Raw genomic sequence first — 21,550 nt, forward strand, 5'->3', positions numbered from 1 at the left:
CCCTCTAATACCCGCACCTCGCGGCGGGTAAGCGACCGTAAGGCTCCGCTCGGTTTTACGCCCGAACGTGCGGCCCGCCGCGCGTTGGGGGGGGTGTGGGCGGCGGGCCGCACGCTCGCGAGCAAGGCCAGGCACCATGTACGTGTGCAGTCAACGTTGTGCGGCCGACCGGTCGCCGCCGATCGCCCGCTCATCATGGCGATCGTCAATCGCACGCCGGACTCGTTCTACGACAAGGGTGCGGCCTTCAGCGACGACGCGGCCAGGGCCGCCGCACACCGGGCCGTCGAGGAGGGCGCGGACGTCATCGACGTCGGCGGCGTCAAAGCCGGCCCGGGCGACGACGTCGACGCCGACACCGAGATCGCCCGGCTGGTGCCGTTCGTCGAATGGCTGCGCGACGCCTACCCCGACCAGCTGATCAGCGTGGACACCTGGCGTTCGGAGGTGGCGAAGGTGGCCTGCGCGGCCGGCGCGGACCTGATCAACGACACCTGGGGCGGCCACGACCCCGCCCTGGCCGAGGTGGCCGCGGAGTTCGATGCTGGGCTGGTCTGTTCGCACACCGGCGGGGCGCTGCCGCGCACGCGTCCGTTCCGGGTGAGCTACGGCACCACCACCCGGGGCGTGGTCGACGACGTGATTCGCCAGGTCACCGAGGCCGCCGAGCGGGCCGTCGCGGCCGGTGTGGCCCGCGACCGGGTGCTGATCGATCCGACCCACGATTTCGGCAAGAACACCTTCCACGGGCTGGCCTTATTGCGCCACGTTGGCGATCTTGTTAAGACCGGATGGCCCGTCCTGCTCGCTTTGAGCAACAAGGATTTCGTCGGGGAGACTTTGGGTGTGGACCTGACCGAACGGCTCGAGGGGACGCTGGCGGCCACCGCGTTGGCGGCGGCGGCCGGCGTCCGGATGTTTCGGGTGCACGAGGTCGCGGCCACCCGCCGGGTGCTGGAAATGGTGGCCTCGATCCAGGGCCTGCGCCAGCCGGCGCGCACCGTGAGGGGGCTCGCATGACCGCATCGGAGCTGATCGCCGGCGATCTCACCGGCCACAGACTGCTCTGGAACCGCCCGCGCTGGACCGTCGCCGAGTTGGAAGAAGCCAAGGCGGGGCGGACGATTTCGGTGGTGCTGCCCGCGCTCAACGAGGAAGAAACCATCGAATCGGTGATCGACAGCATCTCGCCGCTGGTCGATGGTTTGGTCGACGAGCTGATCGTGCTGGACTCCGGCTCGACGGATGACACCGAGATCCGCGCCATCGCCGCCGGCGCCCGCGTCGTCAGCCGCGAACAGGCCCTGCCCGAGATCCCGACGCGGCCCGGCAAAGGCGAGGCGCTGTGGCGTTCGCTCGCGGCCACCAGCGGCGACATCGTGGTGTTCGTCGACTCCGACCTGATCAACCCGCACCCGATGTTCGTGCCATGGCTGGTCGGCCCGCTGCTCACCGGTGACGGCGTCCACCTGGTCAAGAGCTTCTACCGGCGGCCACTCAAGGTCGGCGATTCCAGTGGCGATGCCGGGGCCACCGGGGGCGGGCGGGTCACCGAGCTGGTGGCCCGGCCGCTGTTGGCGGCCTTGCGACCGGAGCTGGGCTGCGTGCTGCAGCCCCTCGGCGGCGAGTACGCGGCCAGCCGGGAGCTGCTGATGTCGCTGCCCTTCGCACCGGGATACGGCGTGGAGATCGGCCTGCTGGTCGACACCTTCGACCGCTTGGGCCTGGACGCGATCGCTCAGGTCAATCTCGGCGTGCGGGCGCATCGCAATCGGCCGCTCTCGGAGCTGGGTGCGATGAGCCGGCAGGTGATCGCGACCCTGTTCGCGAGGTGCGGCCTGCCCGACTCCGGGGCCGGGTTGACCCAGTTCTTCGCCGACGGCGACGGCTACACGCGGCAGACCTCGCCGGTGTCGCTGGTGGACCGCCCGCCGATGAATGTGTTGCGGCCACGCTGATCGGTGTCGGCGGGATAGGGCAATATCGTTCCCGTGGCGTTGATTCTGCTCTACCTGGTCGTGCTGGTGCTGGTGGCGATCGTGCTGTTCGGCGCCGCCAGCCTGCTGTTCGGCCGCGGTGAGCAGCTGCCGCCGCTGCCGCGCGGGACGACCGCGACGGTGCTGCCCGCCTACGGCGTCACGGGCGCCGACGTCGACGCCGTCAAATTCACGCAGGCGTTGCGCGGCTACAAGACCAGCGAGGTGGACTGGGTGCTCGATCGGCTGGCCCGCGAGCTGGAGGCGTTGCGCGGGCAGCTGGCCGCCGCCCACCCCGCACCGGCCGCCGAGGTCGTCGAGAAACAGGCCGAGGGCGATGCGGTGGAACCCGACGACGGCGAGGATCGTCAGGACACTGTGTGAGCGACTTGAGTGATCAGGATCTGGTTCGCTGCGGCTGGGCGGACCTTCGACCCGGAGCCGACTTCGAGCTGTACCGCGACTACCACGACCAGGAATGGGGCCGCCCAACCCGCGACGGGGTGGCGTTGTTCGAACGGATGAGCCTGGAAGCCTTCCAGAGCGGCCTGTCGTGGCTGATCATCCTGCGCAAACGGGACAATTTTCGGCGCGCCTTCTCCGGGTTCGACGTCGAGAAGGTCGCCCGCTACACCGAAGCCGACGTGGAGCGGCTGATGGCCGACGCCGGGATCGTCCGAAACCGCGCCAAGATCGACGCGACGATCGCCAACGCCCGCGCCGCGGCCGAGCTCGGCTCTCCCGACGACCTTTCCGAGCTGCTCTGGTCGTTCGCGCCGCCGCGGCGACCCCGGCCCGCCGACGCGTCTGAAATCCCCTCGGCCAGCGACGAATCGAAGGCCATGGCGCGCGAGCTCAAACGCCGCGGGTTCCGCTTCGTCGGGCCGACCACCGCCTATGCGCTGATGCAGGCGACCGGCATGGTGGACGACCATATCCGTGCTTGCTGGGTGCCCGCGCAAGTCCAGTGAGGCGCGAGAGCCGGGTCTTTGTGTAACTGCCGACCCGAATAGGGAACAATGGGGGAGTGATTTGGCAGTTCAATGTCGGGTATGGCTGGAAATCCACTGGCGGGGCGTGCTCGGCGCCGACCCGGTCCGCGAAGGCGGGTCAGCTCGAACTTGGAGGGAGCATTCGATGGCGGCGATGAAGCCCCGGACCGGCGACGGTCCTCTGGAAGCAACCAAGGAGGGGCGCGGCATCGTAATGCGGGTACCACTTGAGGGTGGTGGCCGCCTTGTCGTCGAGTTGACGCCCGACGAAGCCGCCGCTCTGGGCGACGAACTCAAGGGCGTCACCAGCTAGACCCGCTACGGTCTGCCGGGCGGAGTCACGCACCCACCTTCCGGTAGATGTCCAGCGTTTGCTCGGCGACGCGGGCCCAGGAAAATTCCTCGATGCAGCGCTGGCGCCCCGCGCGGCCGTAGCGCTCCGCCCGTTCCGGGTCGGCGACCAACGCATTGACGGCTTCGGCCAACCCGGCCTGGTAACTGTCTGCGTCGTCGGGGTCGTAATGCACCAGCGATCCGGTGACCCCGTCGACGACCACCTCGGGTATCCCGCCGACGTCGGACGCAACCACGGCGGTACCGCAGGCCATCGCCTCCAGGTTCACGATGCCCAATGGCTCGTAGACCGACGGACACACGAAAACAGTTGCCGCCGAAAGTATTTCGCGTAGCTGCCCGAGGGGCAGCATTTCCCGGATCCAGAACACCCCGGTGCGAGTGCGGGCCAAAGCGGCCACGGCCGAGCGAATCTCGTCGGCGATCTCCGGGGTGTCGGGAGCTCCGGCGCACAGCACCAACTGCACGTCGGGGCTGAAGCGGTGCGCGGCCGCCAGCAGGTGAGACACGCCCTTCTGCCGGGTGATCCGCCCGACGAACGCAACGCTGGGGCGGCTCGGGTCGACGCCGAGGTCGGCCAGCACCGACCCAATGCGCCCCGGCCCGGCCGGATACCACACGTCGGTGTCGACCCCGCTCCGAATGACATGTACCAGGCTGGGATCCAGCGTCGGGTAGACCCGCAGCACGTCCTCACGCATGCCGGAGCTGACCGCGATCACCGCGTCGGCGGCCAGCACCGCGGTGTGTTCCACCCACGTCGACACCCGATAGCCGCCGCCGAGCTGTTCGGCCTTCCACGGCCGCAGCGGCTCGAGCGAATGCGCGGTCAGCACGTGCGGGATGTCGTAGAGCAGCGCGGCCAGATGCCCGGCCAGGCCGGTGTACCACGTGTGCGAATGCACGACGGTGGCCGCCGATGCCGCATTGGCCATCAAGAGGTCGGCGGACAGGGTGGACAGGGCGGCGTTGGCGCCGTGGATCCGCGGGTCGGGCTGATACGCGAGGGCATCGGGACGCGGCGCGCCCATGCAGTGCACGTCGACCGCGCACAGCCGGCGCAGTTGTGCGACAAGCTCGGTGACGTGTACGCCGGCCCCGCCGTAGACCTCCGGTGGGTACTCCCGCGTCATCATCGCCACCCGCATACTCCGCACCGTAGTTCGCCGACGGCACCATCCGCGAGTCGGGCGGGACGATCTGTCGCCGCGGCGTCCAGCCGAGCCAAATACCTTGACGGACAGCCCGTCAGGGCCTGCCCGATCGGGAGGGCTAGGGCGTTGCCCCTGGCAGCACTGCGCGGCTGCCGTTAGGTTTGGAACCATGAGGGAAGCGCCACACGTGCTGGGTGTTGTCCTGGCCGGCGGCGAAGGCAAGCGGCTGTATCCGCTGACCGCGGACAGGGCCAAACCCGCGGTCCCCTTCGGTGGCGCCTACCGGCTGATCGACTTCGTACTCTCCAATCTCGTCAACGCCCGCTATCTGAGGGTCTGCGTTCTCACCCAATACAAGTCGCATTCACTGGACCGCCACATATCGCAGAACTGGCGGCTGTCGGGCCTGGCCGGCGAGTACATCACCCCCGTGCCGGCGCAGCAGCGCCTGGGCCCGCGCTGGTACACCGGCTCCGCCGACGCGATCTATCAGTCGCTCAACCTGATCTACGACGAAGACCCGGACTACATAGTGGTTTTCGGCGCCGATCACGTGTACCGGATGGATCCCGAGCAGATGGTGCGGTTCCACATCGACAGCGGCGCCGGCGCAACCGTGGCCGGCATCCGGGTACCGCGCGCCGAGGCCACCGCGTTCGGCTGCATCGACGCCGACGACTCCGGCCGGATCCGCGCCTTCGTGGAAAAGCCGCTGGACCCGCCGGGAACTCCGGATGATCCGGACACGACGTTCGTGTCGATGGGCAATTACATCTTCACCACCAAGGTGCTCATCGACGCGATTCGCGCCGACGCCGACGACGACCACTCGGACCACGACATGGGTGGCGACATCGTCCCGCGGCTGGTGGACGACGGGATAGCCGCGGTGTACGACTTCTCCGACAACGAGGTGCCCGGGGCCACCGACCGGGACCGGGCCTATTGGCGGGACGTCGGGACGCTGGACGCGTTCTACGACGCGCACATGGACCTGGTGTCGGTGCACCCGGTGTTCAATCTGTACAACCGGCGCTGGCCCATCCGCGGGGCGACGGAGAACCTGGCGCCCGCGAAGTTCGTCAACGGCGGCTCGGCGCAGGAGTCGGTCGTCGGCGCCGGCAGCATCATCTCGGCGGCCTCGGTGCGCAACTCGGTGTTGTCATCGAACGTCGTGGTCGACGACGGCGCGATCGTCGAGGGCAGCGTGATCATGCCGGGCACCCGGGTCGGGCGCGGCGCCGTGGTGCGCCACGCGATCCTGGACAAGAACGTCGTCATCGGGCCCGGCGAGATGGTCGGCGTCGACCTGGAAAAGGACCGCGAGCGGTTCGCGATCAGCGCCGGCGGCGTGGTCGCGGTCGGCAAGGGCGTCTGGGTTTAGCTCACTGTCCGGGGATCTCCGGGACCAGCAGATGCGCGTCATAATTCGGCCCCCAGTGCAGGGTGACCCGACCGCGCGGTGAGTTCCGGTAGGCCGCCGGCATCTGACCGATCAGCGGGTTGCGCGGCCACAGCCAGCGCCCCGCGACCACCAGCCGCAGCTGCTCGCCCGCGTGGAACAGCGTCGCCGACGGGCCCAGCGCGACATCGACGGCGACCACCTCGCCGGCCGACAGCGGCTGCGGCTCCGCGCATGTCGCGACCGGCTCCCACGGCCGCGACAGCTCGGGGTCCAGGGCCCGCAGCGCGACGCGCTGCCAGCCCGTGGTGACGCGGTCACGGCCGTAGCCGTAGGACCCCTCGAATTCGACGAACCGCCCGTCCCGCCACTTCTCCACGCCGACGAACAGGTTCGCGTCAACGCAGCCGTCCAGTTCTACCCACAACCGCGCGACCATCGGACCGGTCAGCTCGGTCTGGACGGGGAAGGTGTAGCTGAATGCTGCTGCGCGGGAAAGCGTTTCGAACTCGACCCGGCCAGCCTCGGCCGGCTGCTCCGATGCCAGCGCCCCAGCAGCGCCCAGATATAAAGGCCGCCAACGGGTTCGGGCGAGCGGCCAGTCGGCTTCTTCGCGCACTGCGGCGATGGTGTCACGATCCTCGCGCACCTCGAGGCGAACACTGCGCGAAGCGGACGCGCCGTCCAGCACGCCGCGGAAGAAGTTCAGCTGCTCGGCCCGTGCGTCCTCGGAGTAGAACGTCGCCCACTTGCCGCCGCGATGGGTGTAGAGGCGGGCGTGGGCGGAGCCCACCTGCATGAAGGCCCGGACCGAGCCGCGCGAGTGCAGGTTGTTGTCGGAAAAGCTGCCGCAGACCAGCATTGGAACCGTGATGGCCGACAGGTCTGGCGCCAGCGAGCGCCAGAAATCGTCGCGCAGGGGATGCTCGTCCTGCATCGAGACGAGGGCATAGGTCTGCCGCGTATCGCGGGACAGGTTGCGCGACCACATCCGGGTGAAGCCGCACTCCCGCACACCGCCCGGGTAGGTCAGGTCGCGATACGCGTCCGTGAACCCTTCCCACGGACAGATCGCCCGCAGCGCGGGCGGCCGCAGCGCGGCGACGGCGTACTGGCTGATGGCCAAGTACGAGACGCCGAGCATCACGACGTTGCCGTCGCACCACGGCTGGTCGGCGATCCACTGCACGAGGTCGTAGGTGTCCTCGGCTTCCCGGCGCGAGAGCACGTTTCCGGTGCCGTCGGAATGGCCGCAGCCGCGCGAGTCGGCGTTGACGACGGTGAAGCCCTGCGCGGTCCACCAACTCGGGTCGGGTGCCTCCCAGCCCGTCAGGGCCGAGAAGCGCACCGGCATCGGCTGGCGCAGCATCCGGTACTGCATGGAGAACGTCCACTTTTTGCCCCGCCGCTTCGGCAGATTGTCCTTGCCGTACGGGTGGATGCTGAGGATGACCGGGCGGGTGACGTCGGAATGCCGGAAGACGTTGATCCGCAGCACTGTTCCGTCACGGGTCGACACCTCGACGTCGGTGTCGACGACGAGGTCTCGCGGTGGATCGGTGACGGTTACCGGCGGTCTGGCGATGCCGCGCAGCCGGCCCAGCGCATACCGCAGGGCGCCAGAACGCCGCCACGGCCGGTCGAGTGCAGGTGCCGGATTGCGGGCCACGGCCATACCATAGGCCCGTTACCACACATTCGGTATCAACCGATAGCGCACCCGCTGCGTGTACTCGCGGTATCCGGCCAATTGCTGGGTGAGCAGCTTTTCCTCGTCGAGGATGCGAAGGACAAGCGCCAGCAGACCGACCGTCAGACCCAACAGCCCCCAGTAGGAGCCCAGCGACAGGGGGATGCCCACCATCAAGATCACATTCCCGGAGTACATCGGGTGTCGCACCAGCTTGTACAGGCCGCGGGAGGCCAGCTTCTGGCCCTCCTCCACCCGCACGGTGGCGGCCGCGTAACTGTTCTGGATGACCACCGCCATCGCGATGATCAGCCCCGTCACCACCAGGACGTCGCCGATCACACACACCACGGCGGGCACGGACGACCACCCCATCCGGTGGTCGAGTGCGCTGATCGCCATCATCCCGAAGAGCGCCAGAAAGGCCACAATGATGACGAACTTCTGGACCGTCCTGCCCTCGGCCAGCGGCCCGCCATGCATGCGCCGCTGCAGGGCCGCCGGGTTCGTCCGAGCCAGATACACGCTCGGGACGAGCGTCGCGATCGTGAAGATGGCGATGAAAACCCACGCCTGCCAATAGTCGAACGTGCCCGCCGGATAGAACAGGATAAGGCCCACGACTGCGAGCCCGATGAGGCTCGAAACCCCCAACTTAACAGCGGTTTTCACGATTGTGTCCTTCCTACTGCCGTAGATCACGCCGTCGAAAAGCGATGGCTCCCACGATGATCAGTGCCGCGTCGATGGCCAGCAGCCACAGCAGCGGCACTGCGGTGAAGTCGCTGCCGATCCGCGGAATGTGGGCGAACGGTTCGAGATCGAGCACCCACTGCCCGAACCCCGCCAGCGAACCGATCAGGTACAGGGCGACGAATCCGACCAGCACGCCCCACGCCACCGGCGTGAATCGCGGTGCGATGCCGAACAATGCGAGCGTTACGGCGGACAGCAGCCAGACCGCGGGCAGTTGTACCGCCGCGGTCGCGACGACGGTCGCCAACTTGCCGCCGACGTCGCCGGCCGCGGTGCCGTACACGAGTCCGGCCACCACGCCGCAGGCCAGCATCGCGAATGCGGAGCCGGCCAGCGCGGCGATCAAATGGCTGGCCAGCCAACGGGTCCGCGAGACCGCGCCGGCCAGGGTGGTCTCGGCTCGCTGGGCGGATTCCTCCTGGTGTAGCCGCAAGGTGAGCGAGACGGCGAAGGCGGAAGCCGCCATGCCCAGCATCGCGAACGCCACCGCGATGAACGCCTCCTCCAAGACGCTGGTGCCGCCCATCCGCGCGACGATGTCGCGCGCGACGGTGCTGTCGCCCAGTTGGTCGCCGATGCCGTGCACCACGCTGCCCATCACCAGCCCATACAGGCACAGGCCCACGGTCCATAGGACTAGGGCGCCGCGGTCCAGCCGCCACGCCAGCCCGAAGACGTTGCCCAGCACCGGCGCGGCCCTACCGGGGCCGGCGCGTTCGGCGACGAGCCCGGCGCCGACGTCACGGCCCGCCAGCAGCCGATACGCCACCACCGTGAGCACGGCCGCCGTCGCCAGGTGCAGCAGCAGCACCCACCAGCGCTCGCCCGCATACGGCCGAACCTGCAGCGACCAGCCCAGCGGCGAGAGCCACGACAGCGTGCCGGAGCCGGCATCGCCGATCGCGCGCAGCGTGAACGCCGCCGCCAACGCCGTGAACGCCACACCGCGGGCGAATCGCGCGCTCGGCGACAGCTGCGCGGCCACCCCCGCGACGGCGGTGAAGACCACGCCGGAGCCGGCCAGCGCCGCCCCGAAAGCCAATGATCCGCCCTGCGGGACGTCGGTGCTGAGCAATCCCGCCGCGCCGATCGCGCCGGTCGCGATCGAGGCCCCGAAAGACAACATCAGTGCCGCGGTGAGGCTGGCGTAGCGGCCGACGGACGTCGAGTCCATCAGCTCGGTCCGGCCGGTCTCCTCGTCGGCGCGGGTGTGCCGGATCACCGTGAGGATGACGGCCACCGCGATCAGCACATGGAACATGCCCGCTTTCCAAATGCCAACTGCGCCAAGGCTGTCGTTGTAGATCTGCCCGTAGAGCGCGCGCTGGGCCGGGCTGGCCATGATGGAGGCCGCAAATCCGGCGCGGCCGGCCTGGGTGGGGTAGACCTTTTCGATGCTGCCGACGTACACCGTCGCCAAGGGAAGCGACAGCAGCAGCACCCACAGCGGCAACGAGATCCGGTCGCGGCGCAAATACAGGCGCAGCATCCCAAGCGTCCCGGAGAAATTCGAACTGCGTTGCGGCCCATGGTGCGCCGGAGGGCGCGGCCGATCCAGAACCGCGGTGCTCATAGCGCCGAAACCTTCCTTCCGCTGCGCTCACGCTGACCGTCGCCGGCCGTGTCGTAGTGGCGCAGGAAGAGCTCTTCTAGGGTCGGTGGCTGACTGACGAGGCTGCGCACGCCGGCGTCGCCGAGCACCCGGATGAGTTCCCCCAGGCTTTCGCTGTCGACCTGGGCACGCAACGTGTTGCCGTCGAAGCTGATGTCTTCGACACCTTTGATCCGAGTGAGATCGCCGGGATCGCCGGTCATTTCGGCCTTGATCGAGGTACGGCTGAGATGACGCATCGAGTCCAGCGAACCGCTCTCGATGGTCCTGCCGGCCCGAATGATGGTCACCCGTTCGCACAGCGCCTCGGTTTCGGCCAGGATGTGGCTGGACAGCAAAACCGTCACACCTCGGTCTCGGGCCTCGGCGACGCACTGCTGAAATACGTTCTCCATCAACGGGTCCAGCCCGCTGCTGGGTTCGTCCAAAAGCAGCAGACCGGCCCGCGACGAGAAGGCCGAAATCAGGGAGACCTTTTGTCGGTTGCCCTTCGAGTACGTGCGCGCCTTCTTGTGCGGGTCGAGGTCGAAGCGCTCGATCAGCTCGTCGCGGCGTTTGTCATCGATGCCGCCGCGCATTCGGGCCAGCAGGTCGATCGTCTCGCCGCCGGTCAGTGAGGGCCACAGCGTGACATCGCCCGGCACGTAGGCGATCTGGCGATGCAACTCGACGGCATCGGTCCACGGGTCGCCGCCCAGCAGCCGTACGGTTCCGCCGTCGGCCTTCACCAGGCCCAGCAGGATGCGGATGGTGGTGGACTTCCCGGCGCCGTTGGGTCCGAGGAACCCGTGCACCTCTCCCGCGCGCACCGTCAAGTTCAGGCCGTCCAGCGCTCGCACGGCTCCGAAATTCTTTGTCAGATCCCGGATTTCGATGGGTGCGGTGTTTTCAGCTGCCATGTGATTCTCCTTGATCATTTGCGGCCAGAAATGCGTCGTACATGGTGCGGTCGACCATCAGGCCCTCGGTGTAGATCTCGAGGGCCGGCAGAATCATGTCCCGCGCGTAGTCCCGGAGGACCGCACGCAGATCGGTTGGCGTGTCGTGCATTTGGATGTAGAGCAGGAGGGCCCCGCCGCCGGTGATGCCGAGATACTTGGCCCTGGCCTTCGGATCGCGGCTGGGTTTGATCGTCCCGGCTCGCACGCCCTCTTCCATGTATTGTTCGGCGTTCTCAATCATCCTCTGCCACAACACCTTCGCGAGGTCGCCGCCGGTCTGCATGCTGCGCACCAGGTAGGCCGTCATCGGGGCGAATTCCTCGATCTCGGCGAGCCGCGCGAACCAGGTGGCCGGGTCGTTCGACCTGATCGTCTCCGACTTGGTGTCGCGGATCTCTTCGGCGATGTATTCGTCGCACGCCTTGCGCAGGCCGTCCTTCGAGCCGAAGTGATGGATGACCAGCGCGGCGCTAACCCCCGCGGCCTCGGCGATGGCCCGCAGCCCGACGTCGAAGCCGCGCTGACCGAACTGCTCGATCGCCGCGTCGCGGATCCGGGCGGCTGCGGTCAGGTCGACTGAACGCATGTTCAGTACACTAAACACGCGTTCAGTCCGACGTCAATGAGGCACGCCGTTAGGAATCCGTAAAGAAATCAGCGACGCGCGCCGGTCAGTCCCGGACCGCGGCCAGCACGCCGTCGCCGAGGGGCACCAGCGCGGGAGTGAGCCGCTCGTCCTCGGCGATCAACCGGGCCGCCTCGCGGACCGCGACGACCTCGGCGTCGCGCGCCGCGGGATCGCCGGCGCGCCCGCCCAGCCCGGCCCGGTGCACCACGATGACACCGCCGGATCGGAGCAACCGCACGCCCTCGACGACGTAGTCGGGCTGGTCGATCGGGTGGGCGTCGACGAACACCAGGTCATACGACTGGTCGGCGAGCCGGGTGAGGACCTCTTGGGCGCGGCCGCTGATCAGCCTGGTGCGCGACGGCCCGATGCCGGCTTCGGCGAAGGCCTGCTTGGCGAGGCGAACGTACTCGGGCTCGATGTCGATCGTGGTCAAGACGCCGTCGTCGCTCATGCCCGACAGCAGCCAGAGTCCGCTGACCCCAGCGCCGGTGCCCACTTCGGCGACGGCCTTGCCGCCGCTGAGCTTGGCCAGCAGGCTCAGCAGCGCACCCACCGCGGGCGTGACCGCCCCGGCGCCGATGTCCATCGCGCGCTCGCGGGCGCCCGCCAGGATCGCGTCTTCCGATATCGACCCCTCGGCGTGCGCGGAAAGTGCCTCGGCTCGGCTGGGGGCCGCATGGCCGGGGGCCACCGCGCCGTTATCGGTACCGTCCATGACCGGCAGCGTATGCCGGATTCGCGGTGCAGTAGGTCAGGCGCGCCTGAGCCCGACCACGCCGACACGCCCGGAAGCCGCGGCGCAACGAAACTCACTGCGCGGTGGATACGCCCTGCGTATCGCAGGTAACGATATGGTTTCTCAGCCAAACCTCAGTGTGCTCCTATGTCGCGCATACGCCGATGCGCGACGGTTTGCCTATGGAACGCGGCGGGTACTGGACCGGGAATACACAGTGGCGAGTTCGCGTTGCCGCTGACGAATTATCAGACCCTGACGCCAGGGCGAACCCGGAGGACCCAATCATCACCACGCTTTTGAGCCCGAGCAGCATGTCTCACGCGCAGGAGTGCCGAGACGACGAGTGGGTGGAAACGCCCGACGCGTTGCAGGGAACGGCGGTGTTCGATGCGACCGGGGACAAGGCAACCATGCCGTCGTGGGACGAGCTGGTGCGCCAGCACGCCGACCGCGTCTACCGGCTGGCCTACCGGCTGTCGGGCAACCAGCATGACGCCGAGGACCTGACGCAGGAGACGTTCATCCGCGTCTTCCGGTCGGTGCAGAACTACCAGCCCGGAACCTTCGAGGGCTGGTTGCACCGCATCACCACCAACTTGTTCCTCGACATGGTCCGCCGGCGCGCCCGCATCCGGATGGAAGCGTTGCCCGAGGACTACGACCGGGTTCCCGCCGACGAACCGAACCCCGAGCAGATCTACCACGACTCGCGGCTCGGCCCCGACCTGCAGGCCGCCCTGGATTCGCTGCCACCGGAGTTTCGTGCCGCGGTGGTGCTGTGTGACATCGAAGGTCTGTCCTACGAGGAGATCGGTGCCACCCTGGGCGTCAAGCTGGGCACCGTGCGCAGCCGCATCCACCGCGGGCGTCAGGCGCTGCGCGACTACCTGGCGGCGCACCACGAAAACGGCGGTGCGCTGCACACCAAGTCGGCGTAATACGGCGGGTCATCCGCTGCGCGAGTCGGCTCACGCGCGGTGACAATAGTGCAGCGTTGGGGTCTCGAGGCGGGTGTTCGGCGCTTCGTCGCGCTACATTCGAGGGGTACGTAGCAGCGAAAGGAGCTGGTGATGTCCGAGCGAGGACATGTGTTCCGCCGCGCGTTCTCCTGGCTCCCCGCCCAATTCGCCTCCCAAAGCGATGCGCCCGTCGGCGCGCCGCGCCGGTTCGGCTCGACCGAGCATTTGTCCGTCGAGGCGATCGCGGCTTTCGTCGACGGCGAACTGCGGATGAACGCCCATCTGCGGGCCGCCCATCACCTCTCGCTTTGCCCGCAATGCGCGGCCGAGGTCGAAGATCAGAGCCGGGCGCGTGCCGCACTGCGCGACTCGCAGCCGATCCGTATCCCCAGCGGGTTGCTCGGAATGCTGGCGGATATTCCGCACAGTTCGCCCGATGACACCTCCCGGCTGCCCGACGGATTCGCCGACCGCGACGCGCGCAACCGGCGCAAGCGCTCCTAGCTTGAGTCCCCGTAATCGGAAAACCGTGGATACTAGGGTGGACACGGACAATGCCGTGCCTGGTGCTCGCCCGGTAAAGGGCCCTGTATTAGGCGGTTTTCGAGCGCTCAGACGAGGATTTAAGAGGATCACGTGACCTCCGACCAAGGCAACGACAGCGGCAGTAACGGCGGCAACCGCCTCGCGCCGCGCCCCATCTCCCGGCCACCAGTCGACCCCGCCTCGCGGCAGGCGTTCGGTCGCCCCGCGGGGCAGCAGGGGTCCTTCGTCGCGGAGCGCGTGCGCCCGCAGAAGTACCGGGAACAGTCCGAGTTTTCGCCGCACGATCAACCGGCCGACCCCGTTCTGGAGGAGGCGTTCAGCCGCCCCGTCGGGGTCGGCGAGTCGCTGCAACGCCATCCTGTCGACGCCGGTGCGCTGACCGCCGAGACGGACGGTGCCGGCCCGGACGAGCTCGACGATCCGTGGCGGGACCCCGCGGCCGCGGCGGCGCTGGGGACCCCGGCGGTCACCCCGCCGGCACCGCACTCCGCGCTCGGTTACGGCGGCAAGCTGGGTGTGCGCGACGTACTGTTCGGCGGCCGGGTGTCCTACTTGGCGCTGGCCGTGCTGCTGCTGATTGCGCTGGTGATTGGGCTGATCGGCGGGGTGATCGGCCGCAAGACGGCCGAAGTCGTCGAGGCGTTCACCACCTCGAAGGTGACGCTGTCGACCCCAGGCAACAACGAAGGACCGGCGGGCCGATTCGCGAAGGTGGCCGCCGCGACCGCTGATTCGGTGGTGACCATCGAGTCGAAGAGCGACCAGGAGGGCATGCAGGGTTCCGGCGTCGTCATCGACGGTCGTGGCTACATCGTCACCAACAACCACGTGATTTCCGAGGCGGCCAACAACCCGAGCCAGTTCAAGACCACGGTGGTGTTCAACGACGGCAAGGAAGTGCCCGCCAACCTCGTCGGGCGCGACCCCAAGACCGACCTGGCCGTCCTCAAGGTCGACAACGTCGACAACCTGACTGTGGCCCGGCTCGGCGATTCGGACAAGGTTCGCGTCGGCGACGAGGTCCTTGCCGCGGGTTCGCCGCTGGGGCTGCGCAGCACCGTGACTCACGGCATCGTGAGCGCACTGCACCGTCCCGTCCCGTTGTCGGGGGAGGGCTCCGACACCGACACCGTCATCGACGCCATCCAGACCGACGCCTCGATCAACCACGGCAACTCCGGCGGCCCACTGATCGACATGGATTCCCAGGTGATCGGCATCGACACCGCCGGAAAGTCGTTGTCGGACAGCGCAAGTGGGCTGGGCTTTGCGATCCCGATCGACGAGGCCAGAGAAGTCGCCCAGACGCTGATCAAGGACGGCAAGATCGTGCATCCGACGCTCGGGGTCAGCACCCGGTCGGTCAGCAACGCGATCGCGTCCGGCGCCCAGGTCGCCAACGTGAAGGCGGGCAGCCCCGCGCAGAAGGGCGGGATCCTGGAGAACGACGTGATCGTCAAGGTCGGCAACCGCAAGGTCGCCGACGCCGACGAGTTCGTCGTCGCGGTGAGGCAGCTCAACGTCGGGCAGGACTCCCCGGTCGAGGTGGTCCGCGACGGTCGGCACGTCACGCTGACCGTGAAACCGGACGGGGATAACGGCTAGGTGTTCGCGAACCTCAGCTGGGAGCACATCCTGGTCCTCGTGGTGGTCGGGCTGGTGATCCTTGGGCCGGAGCGATTGCCGGGCGCCATCCGGTGGACGTCGAACGCGCTGCGCCAGGCCCGGGACTACTTCAGCGGCATGACGAGCCAGCTGCGCCAGGACCTCGGACCCGAGTTCGACGATCTGCGTGCCCCGCTGAGCGAGCTGCAGAGACTACGCGGCATGACACCCCGCGCCGCGCTGACCAAACACCTGCTCGACGGCGACGACTCCTTCCTCACCGGCAATTTCGACCGGCCGGTCAACGGCGTCCCCGCGAAGCCGGCGGAGCCTTCCTCGCCGGCGGCGCAGCCGCAGGCCCCCGGCCACACGCCGTTCGACACCGACGCGACCTGAGTAGTCAGCGCTTGGTCGGATCGAGGCCCAGCGACACTCCGGCCAGGCCGCGCCGCCGCGTCGACAAGCCGTCGGCGACACCGCGCAGCGCCTTGCCCACCGGCGAGTCGGGCGCGCTCAGCACGATCGGCAGCCCGGCGTCACCGGCGGCGACCAGCGCGGGGTCTAGCGGGATCTGGCCCAGCAGCGGCACGTCGGCGCCGGTGGCCCGCGACAGGCGTTCGGCGACCTGCTGGCCGCCCCCCTCGCCGAAGACCTGCAGCGTCGAGCCGTCCGGCAGCATCAGGCCCGACATGTCTTCCACGACGCCGGCGATGCGCTGACGGGTCTGCAGCGCGATGCTGCCGGCCCGCTCGGCGACCTCGGCCGCGGCCAGCTGGGGCGTGGTGACCACCAGAATCTCGGCGTTCGGGATCAGCTGGGCCACCGAGATGGCGATGTCGCCGGTGCCCGGCGGCAGGTCCAGCAGCAGCACGTCCAGATCGCCCCAGTAGACGTCGGCCAGGAACTGTTGCAGCGCGCGGTGCAGCATGGGCCCCCGCCAGACCACCGGCGTGTTTCCCTCGGTGAACTGCGCGATCGAGATGACCTTCACCTCGTGGGCGATCGGCGGCAGGATCATCGACTCGACCTGGGTGGGCCGGGCGGTGGTGCCCATCATCCGCGGGATGGAATGGCCGTGGATATCCGCGTCGAGCACGCCCACCGCCAGGCCGCGCGCGGCCATCGCCGCGGCGAGGTTCACCGTGACGGTCGACTTGCCAACGCCGCCCTTGCCGGACGCGACGGCGTAGACCCGGGTCGTGGAGCTCGGCTGGGCGAACGGGATGACGGGCTCGCGGGCATCGCCACGCAACTGCTTGCGCAGCTCGGTGCGCTGTTCGTCGCTCATCACGTCCAGGCTGACCTTCACCGCGCCGGTGCCGGGAACGTCGGCGACGGCCTCGGTTACCCGCTCGCTGATTTCGCTCTTCTTCGGGCAGCCGGCGATGGTCAGGTAGATCGTCACGTGCACGCCGCCGTCGGGGGCGACGTCGATGCTCTTGACCATCCCGAGTTCGGTGATGGGACGCCGCAATTCGGGGTCGATCACCTTGCTCAGGGCGGTGCGGATGGTTGCGCTCAGGTCGGCTTGCGAACCGGCGGGGTCATGACGGGACATCACCGCCGAGTGTAGGCGGCCGGTCGGCCGAGGGTCAGGCCGCCGGGGCCGCTGCCGGCTGGTTGCCCGCAGCGTTCGACACCGGGCCGGCCGGCCTGGGTGACGCCGAGGCGCTCGGCGAAGCCGCGGCGGGGCCGGCCACCGGCGGCGCGGCCGGCGGGACGGCATCGGGCGGCGGTGGGGCTAGCGGCGGTGGGGCTAGCGGCGGTGGCGGTGCCGGTGGGGGAGCCGGCGGGCCGAACTGCGGTCCGGCTTGCGGCGAGCTTTGCGGGCCGATGCAGATCAGCGTGCAGCCGGGCTGTCGTGTCTGCGCCGGTGCCCCGGTGTTGGGCGACTGCCACGGGAACATCGGTGGCTGGCCGAGAGGCTGCTGCGGGCCGAAATCGATCAGCGGCATCCGCGCCAGCGGATCGTCGATGGGCAGGCCGTTGATGTTCATCGGCAGGTTGGGGCCCAGCCCCTCCGGGTGCTCGTCGTGCGCGTCGCCGAGCGGCGGCGGCGGACCGGTGATCGGCGGCAGGTCGACCGGGACGACGCCGGTCGCGTAGGCCGCCGCCCAGCCCAGCACGTTCTGGGCGTAGGGCATCGAGTTGTTGTAGCGCAGGATCGCGGACATCACCTGCGCCGGGTCGCGCAGGTTGAGCCCGCCGCTGCACAGGTAGCGGGCGGCCGCGAGCGTGGCGTCGAACAGGTTCTGCGGGTCGGCGGTGCCATCGCCCTTGCCGTCCGAGGCGTAGCGGGCCCAGGTGCCGGGCAGGAACTGCATCGGTCCCATCGCGCGGGCGTAGGTCGGGCGGTTGCCGACGCTGCTCTGCAGGATGACCTCGTTGCCGGGCAGCGTGCCGTCAAGAGCGGGTCCGTATATCGGAACGACCGCGGTACCGCGCGCGTCGACGGCGCCGCCGCCGGCGTGGCCCGACTCGATGCGCCCGATCCCGGCCAGCAGGTTCCAGCTGATGCCGCAGCCGGGGGCCTCGGCGGCCATCTTCTGTTCGGCACTGCGGTAGGCCGTCAGCGCGATCGTCGGGATGCCCAGCGCGCCGGGCGCATTCACGATCCTCGGCGGCGGCGGCGCCGAGGCGGCGCCCGCGGCGACATGGAAGGCGGTCGGCGCATGCTCGATCGCGATGACGGCCGGGCCGGACAGGTCAGGCACAGCGGGGGAAACCGCAGCTACCGGGCTTACGACGGCATGCACGGACGGGATTGGGCCCTTGCCGTGCAACGGCGGAGCCGCCGCGCCAACCGCCCCGGCTAACACCAACGGAGTAATCACGGCTACCCCGAATGCCGGTGTCCGCGTTACGCCGGCTGCCCGATTCGCGGCCGCCGCGGCGGCCGGGCGTGCACCCCAGCGTCCCCCTATGCGCACTCGACCGTCCTAAGTATGTGAGCTGCCGGATGAGTATGTGAGCTGCCGGAAACCTCTTCTTAGCCTCGTGAACTTGTCACCCTACATAACTCCCGTTACGGGAGTGGCGCAATGGTTGATTTGCGATTCATCTTGATTTCTTGGCGGCCCGCTCCAGGTCATCGCGCGCCTGCGCGGTCCCGTCGTCCGTGGTTTCCCGCTGTAGATCGGTTAGCAGGGTGCGGAGATCCTCGAGCTCGTGACGCAGGTACTCGCGGGTCACCACCTCGCCAACAGCCAGGCGCAGCGCGGCCAGCTCCCGCGCCAGATACTCGGTGTCGGCCTTGGTTTGCGCGGCGCGACGGCGGTCCTCTTCGAGCGCCACCCGGTCGCGGTTCTCCTGCCGGTTCTGCGCGAGCAGAATCAGCGGTGCCGCGTAGGCGGCCTGGGTGGAGAAAGCCAGGTTAAGCAGGATGAACGGGTATGGGTCCCAGCGCAGGGAGGCGGCGGATACGTTCAGCACGATCCACCCGATCACGATGATGGTTTGAATCAGCAGGTAGCGGCCGGTGCCGAAGAACCGCGCGATGGACTCGGTGATCTGGCCGACGGTCTCGGGGTCCAGCCGCGGCGAATACCTGCGCGATGTCCGCGGGGTATACAGCCTTCGCGGTGCCGTGGATCTGCTCACGCGGATCCTCCCAGTCGTTGTTCGATACGACCGGCGCTGTCCAGCTGCTGCACGTCGACGCGCCAGTCGTGCGGCAGCAGGTGATCGAGCAGGTCGTCCACGGTTACCGCGCCCAGCAGATGGTTCTGGTCGTCGAGCACCGGTCCGCATACCAGGTTGTAGGCGGCGAGGTAGCGGGTCACCGCGCCCAGGGGGGTTTCCGGCGTCAGGGTGAGCAGGTCGCTGTCGACGATCCCGCCGACCAACTCCGCCGGCGCCTCCCGCAGCAGTCGCTGCAACGAAATGCAGCCCAGATAGCGTCCGGTCGGGGTGGCCGTCGGCGGGCGCGCCACGAACACCATCGACGACAGCGCGGCGGTGAGGTCGGGATCGCGGACCCGGGCCAGCGCCTCGGCGACCGACGTGTCCGGTGTCAGCACGACGGGGTCCGAGGTCATCAGGCCGCCCGCGGTGTCGGGGGAGTGCGTCAGCAGCCTTCGCACCGGTTCGGATTCGTCGGGGTCCATCCGGGTCAGCAACATCTCGGCGTCGGTTGGATTCAGCACGCCGAGCAGGTCGGCGGCGTCGTCCGGGTCCATCTCCTCCAGCACATCTGCCGATCGGTCGGTGCCCAGCTGCGACAGCACGTCGGCCTGATCCAGTTCAGGGAGCTCCTGCAGAACATCGGCCAGCCGGTCGTCGTCGAGCGCCCGCAGCACCTCGTAGCGCCGCTTGGGTGGCAGCCCGCGGATCGTATCGGCCACATCGACCGGCTTTCGCCCGTCGAATTGCTCAAGCAGCTGGGCCACCCCCTGACCCGGCAACGCCAGTGCCGACGGGGTCAGTCCCTGCACGCTCTGCCAGTCCACGACGTGCACGGGGCCGCGCCGTCCCAGCCGTCGTTGGCCGCGAACGGCCACCCGGTGCACCATCCAGTCCCGGGTTCGGGTCTGCTCGATTCCCAGGTCGGTGACGACGACGTCGACGCCGGCCAGCTCCGGCAGCTCCGGGTCGTTGACCTTGACCGGGGTGTCGAGCACCTGGCCTATCACCAGGACCTCGCCCGGCCGTTGCTCGAAGTGACGCAGGGATACGTTGCCGGTGTTGAGGGTCACCGCGTTGGGTTCGATCGCGGCGACCCGCAGGATCGGAATGAAGATGCTGCGCCGGGTGGCCAGGTCGACGACCAGCCCCAGCACCCGCGGTTGCTGACGCACGATGCTGATGCTGATCACGACATCGCGGACGCGCCCGAAGTTCTCACCGAGTGGACCCAGCACCAACATTCGCGCGAGCCGCGCGGCGTACACCCGGTTGACCGATCCCATGCAACAGAGCCTAGGCAGCCGCTGGCCGCAAGGCAGCCGCGGTGTCAGCGCCCCGCGCGCCGCTAACGCTGCATCGCGAAGATCGCGACGATCAAGGTGACGATCAGGGTGGCGACGCCGATCACTATGCCGGCGACCGCCAGCGCGTAGCCGTCTTGGTGAGTCCGCTTGATCTGGCCCAGTGCGATCGCGCCCAGCACGATGGCGACGATCCCGCCGATGCAGCAGAACACGCCGGTGAACGACGAGATCAGCGAGGCGATCGCCAGACCGTTCATCCCAAGCTGCATCTCCGGCTGCGGCCCATAGCCCTGATAGCCCGGTGGGGGATAGCCGGGTGGGGGGTAGCCCGGCGCGGGATAGCCCGGCGGCGGATAGTCCGGAGGCGGGTATTCCGGCGGCGGCCCATAGCCGGCGGGACCAAACTGCGGCGGCCCCTGCGGCCCGTAGGCGGGGGGCGGATAGCCGCCCGGATAGCCGGGCGGGTAGCTCGGCGGCGGATAGGGCGGTGGGTAGTCGGCCGCGGGCGGCGGTACCGGCGCATCCCAGGGAGGTTGCCAAGGCGGTTGCTCGCCACTCGGCGGCGGACGCGCCGCGTCGTCGTGGGCGTCTTCGCCGCCGCCGGGAGCTGTCATGCCGATCAATCTAACCGCCACGCTGGTGGAGGGCGCGGCCACAATCGGTCGATAGGGTGGGAGGGTCAGGGATGCAGCCGTTTCCAGGCCGGAGGAGAATGAGCGGCGATGACTAATCCATTCCAGCCCGGGCAGGTTCCCGGCGCGACGCCCTCCGGCCCCGGCGCCGGACGGCGTGGTGTGCCCGGATTGCCTACTCCCCCCAAGGGCTGGCCGGTCGGGTCCTACCCCACCTACGCCGAGGCGCAGCGCGCCGTCGACTACCTATCCGACCAGCAGTTCCCGGTCCAGCAGGTGACCATCGTCGGCGTCGATCTCATGCAGGTCGAGCGCGTCACCGGCCGGCTCACTTGGCCCAAGGTGCTCGGCGGCGGCGTGCTCAGCGGCGCCTGGCTCGGACTGTTCATCGGGTTGGTCCTCGGCTTCTTCAGCCCGAATCCATGGGCCGCGCTGGCCACCGGCTTGGTCGCCGGCGTGTTCTTCGGGTTGATCACCTCGGCGGTTCCCTATTCAATGGCCCGCGGCACAAGGGATTTCAGCTCGACGATGCAATTGGTGGCCGGCCGCTACGACGTGCTCTGCGATCCCCAGAACGCAGAGAAAGCGCGGGATCTGCTGGCGCGCCTGGCTATCTGACGCGCGGAGGCTGAT

At 68.8% G+C, this 21,550-nt stretch carries 22 protein-coding genes and 1 pseudogene; 11 read left to right on the forward strand and 12 right to left on the reverse strand.

Annotation, left to right across the window (positions count from 1 at the left end; all coding sequences use genetic code 11):
* Positions 1–144: 144 nt before the first annotated feature.
* The 5 genes from folP to A5747_RS10345 all read left to right on the forward strand — a co-directional run bounded on the left by folP (position 145) and on the right by A5747_RS10345 (position 3,281).
* Positions 145–1,020, forward strand: coding sequence for a dihydropteroate synthase (gene folP, locus A5747_RS10325; RefSeq protein ID WP_076123787.1), 876 nt, complete (start codon positions 145–147; stop codon positions 1,018–1,020).
* Positions 1,017–1,958: a glucosyl-3-phosphoglycerate synthase gene (locus tag A5747_RS10330; protein WP_076123720.1), complete on the forward strand. Its 942-nt coding sequence runs from the start codon at positions 1,017–1,019 to the stop codon at positions 1,956–1,958. Before folP ends, A5747_RS10330 begins: the two co-directional genes overlap by 4 nt.
* Before the next feature lie 33 nt (positions 1,959–1,991).
* Entirely contained in the window at positions 1,992–2,360 is a 369-nt protein-coding gene (locus tag A5747_RS10335; RefSeq protein ID WP_076123721.1) for a DivIVA domain-containing protein, read from the forward strand.
* Between the two features lie 5 nt (positions 2,361–2,365).
* Complete coding sequence (locus A5747_RS10340; RefSeq protein ID WP_076123788.1) at positions 2,366–2,947, forward strand: DNA-3-methyladenine glycosylase I; 582 nt, start codon at positions 2,366–2,368, stop codon at positions 2,945–2,947.
* A 166-nt stretch (positions 2,948–3,113) separates the two neighbouring features.
* Positions 3,114–3,281 (forward strand): DUF3117 domain-containing protein, encoded by a 168-nt coding sequence (locus A5747_RS10345; protein ID WP_003406247.1) that lies wholly within the window; start codon positions 3,114–3,116, stop codon positions 3,279–3,281.
* A gap of 25 nt (positions 3,282–3,306) precedes the next feature.
* On the opposite strand, the gene glgA is transcribed toward A5747_RS10345, so the two are convergent.
* Positions 3,307–4,470: a glycogen synthase gene (gene glgA, locus A5747_RS10350; RefSeq protein WP_076123722.1), complete on the reverse strand. Its 1,164-nt coding sequence runs from the start codon at positions 4,468–4,470 to the stop codon at positions 3,307–3,309.
* 175 nt (positions 4,471–4,645) lie between these two features.
* Between glgA and glgC the strand changes: the two genes are divergently transcribed.
* On the forward strand, positions 4,646–5,860 hold the full coding sequence (gene glgC / locus A5747_RS10355; protein ID WP_076064043.1) for a glucose-1-phosphate adenylyltransferase: 1,215 nt from the start codon (positions 4,646–4,648) through the stop codon (positions 5,858–5,860).
* A 1-nt stretch (position 5,861) separates the two neighbouring features.
* Here glgC and A5747_RS10360 read toward each other — a convergent pair whose 3' ends face one another.
* From A5747_RS10360 to A5747_RS10385, 6 genes are all read right to left on the reverse strand, one after another.
* Positions 5,862–7,547 carry a CocE/NonD family hydrolase gene (locus A5747_RS10360; RefSeq protein WP_142245517.1) on the reverse strand — a complete coding sequence of 562 codons (1,686 nt, stop codon included), beginning with the start codon at positions 7,545–7,547 and terminating at the stop codon, positions 5,862–5,864.
* Positions 7,548–7,565: 18 nt separating this feature from the next.
* Positions 7,566–8,240 carry an isoprenylcysteine carboxylmethyltransferase family protein gene (locus A5747_RS10365; protein ID WP_076123789.1) on the reverse strand — a complete coding sequence of 225 codons (675 nt, stop codon included), beginning with the start codon at positions 8,238–8,240 and terminating at the stop codon, positions 7,566–7,568.
* Between the two features lie 13 nt (positions 8,241–8,253).
* On the reverse strand, positions 8,254–9,897 hold the full coding sequence (locus A5747_RS10370) for an ABC transporter permease (protein ID WP_142245518.1): 1,644 nt from the start codon (positions 9,895–9,897) through the stop codon (positions 8,254–8,256).
* Positions 9,894–10,835 (reverse strand): ABC transporter ATP-binding protein, encoded by a 942-nt coding sequence (locus tag A5747_RS10375; RefSeq protein ID WP_076123792.1) that lies wholly within the window; start codon positions 10,833–10,835, stop codon positions 9,894–9,896. Before A5747_RS10375 ends, A5747_RS10370 begins: the two co-directional genes overlap by 4 nt.
* Complete coding sequence (locus tag A5747_RS10380; RefSeq protein WP_076123725.1) at positions 10,825–11,463, reverse strand: TetR/AcrR family transcriptional regulator; 639 nt, start codon at positions 11,461–11,463, stop codon at positions 10,825–10,827. Before A5747_RS10380 ends, A5747_RS10375 begins: the two co-directional genes overlap by 11 nt.
* Positions 11,464–11,548: 85 nt before the next feature.
* Entirely contained in the window at positions 11,549–12,223 is a 675-nt protein-coding gene (locus A5747_RS10385; RefSeq protein ID WP_076123726.1) for an O-methyltransferase, read from the reverse strand.
* Positions 12,224–12,426: 203 nt separating this feature from the next.
* Between A5747_RS10385 and sigE the strand changes: the two are divergent.
* The 4 genes and pseudogenes from sigE to tatB form a co-directional block, all read left to right on the forward strand.
* A pseudogene (sigE, locus tag A5747_RS10390) lies at positions 12,427–13,190 on the forward strand (RNA polymerase sigma factor SigE); the annotation flags it as partial.
* Positions 13,191–13,317: 127 nt separating this feature from the next.
* Positions 13,318–13,710 (forward strand): anti-sigma E factor RseA, encoded by a 393-nt coding sequence (rseA, locus tag A5747_RS10395; protein ID WP_076123728.1) that lies wholly within the window; start codon positions 13,318–13,320, stop codon positions 13,708–13,710.
* Between the two features lie 132 nt (positions 13,711–13,842).
* Positions 13,843–15,357: a S1C family serine protease gene (locus A5747_RS10400; RefSeq protein WP_076123729.1), complete on the forward strand. Its 1,515-nt coding sequence runs from the start codon at positions 13,843–13,845 to the stop codon at positions 15,355–15,357.
* On the forward strand, positions 15,358–15,753 hold the full coding sequence (tatB, locus tag A5747_RS10405; protein ID WP_076123730.1) for a Sec-independent protein translocase protein TatB: 396 nt from the start codon (positions 15,358–15,360) through the stop codon (positions 15,751–15,753). It abuts the gene before it with no gap.
* A gap of 4 nt (positions 15,754–15,757) precedes the next feature.
* Here the strand turns inward: tatB and A5747_RS10410 are convergent, their stop codons facing one another.
* The 5 genes from A5747_RS10410 to A5747_RS10430 all read right to left on the reverse strand — a co-directional run bounded on the left by A5747_RS10410 (position 15,758) and on the right by A5747_RS10430 (position 20,899).
* Positions 15,758–16,915: an Mrp/NBP35 family ATP-binding protein gene (locus A5747_RS10410; protein ID WP_142245519.1), complete on the reverse strand. Its 1,158-nt coding sequence runs from the start codon at positions 16,913–16,915 to the stop codon at positions 15,758–15,760.
* 34 nt (positions 16,916–16,949) lie between these two features.
* Complete coding sequence (locus A5747_RS25235) at positions 16,950–18,287, reverse strand: lytic transglycosylase domain-containing protein (RefSeq protein ID WP_083700306.1); 1,338 nt, start codon at positions 18,285–18,287, stop codon at positions 16,950–16,952.
* Between the two features lie 127 nt (positions 18,288–18,414).
* Positions 18,415–18,957 (reverse strand): DUF1003 domain-containing protein, encoded by a 543-nt coding sequence (locus tag A5747_RS10420; protein WP_076123732.1) that lies wholly within the window; start codon positions 18,955–18,957, stop codon positions 18,415–18,417.
* Positions 18,954–20,264, reverse strand: coding sequence for a magnesium transporter MgtE N-terminal domain-containing protein (locus A5747_RS10425; RefSeq protein ID WP_076123733.1), 1,311 nt, complete (start codon positions 20,262–20,264; stop codon positions 18,954–18,956). Before A5747_RS10425 ends, A5747_RS10420 begins: the two co-directional genes overlap by 4 nt.
* A gap of 62 nt (positions 20,265–20,326) precedes the next feature.
* The gene (locus A5747_RS10430; protein WP_076123734.1) at positions 20,327–20,899 is read right to left on the reverse strand and encodes a DUF4190 domain-containing protein; all 573 of its coding nucleotides are present in this window, start codon (positions 20,897–20,899) and stop codon (positions 20,327–20,329) included.
* Between the two features lie 108 nt (positions 20,900–21,007).
* On the opposite strand from A5747_RS10430, the gene A5747_RS10435 reads away from it, so the two are divergent.
* On the forward strand, positions 21,008–21,535 hold the full coding sequence (locus A5747_RS10435; protein ID WP_076123735.1) for a general stress protein: 528 nt from the start codon (positions 21,008–21,010) through the stop codon (positions 21,533–21,535).
* Positions 21,536–21,550: the final 15 nt, after the last annotated feature.

The sequence above is a fragment of the Mycobacterium sp. IS-836 genome (assembly GCF_001954275.1).
Taxonomy (GTDB): Bacteria; Actinomycetota; Actinomycetes; order Mycobacteriales; family Mycobacteriaceae; genus Mycobacterium.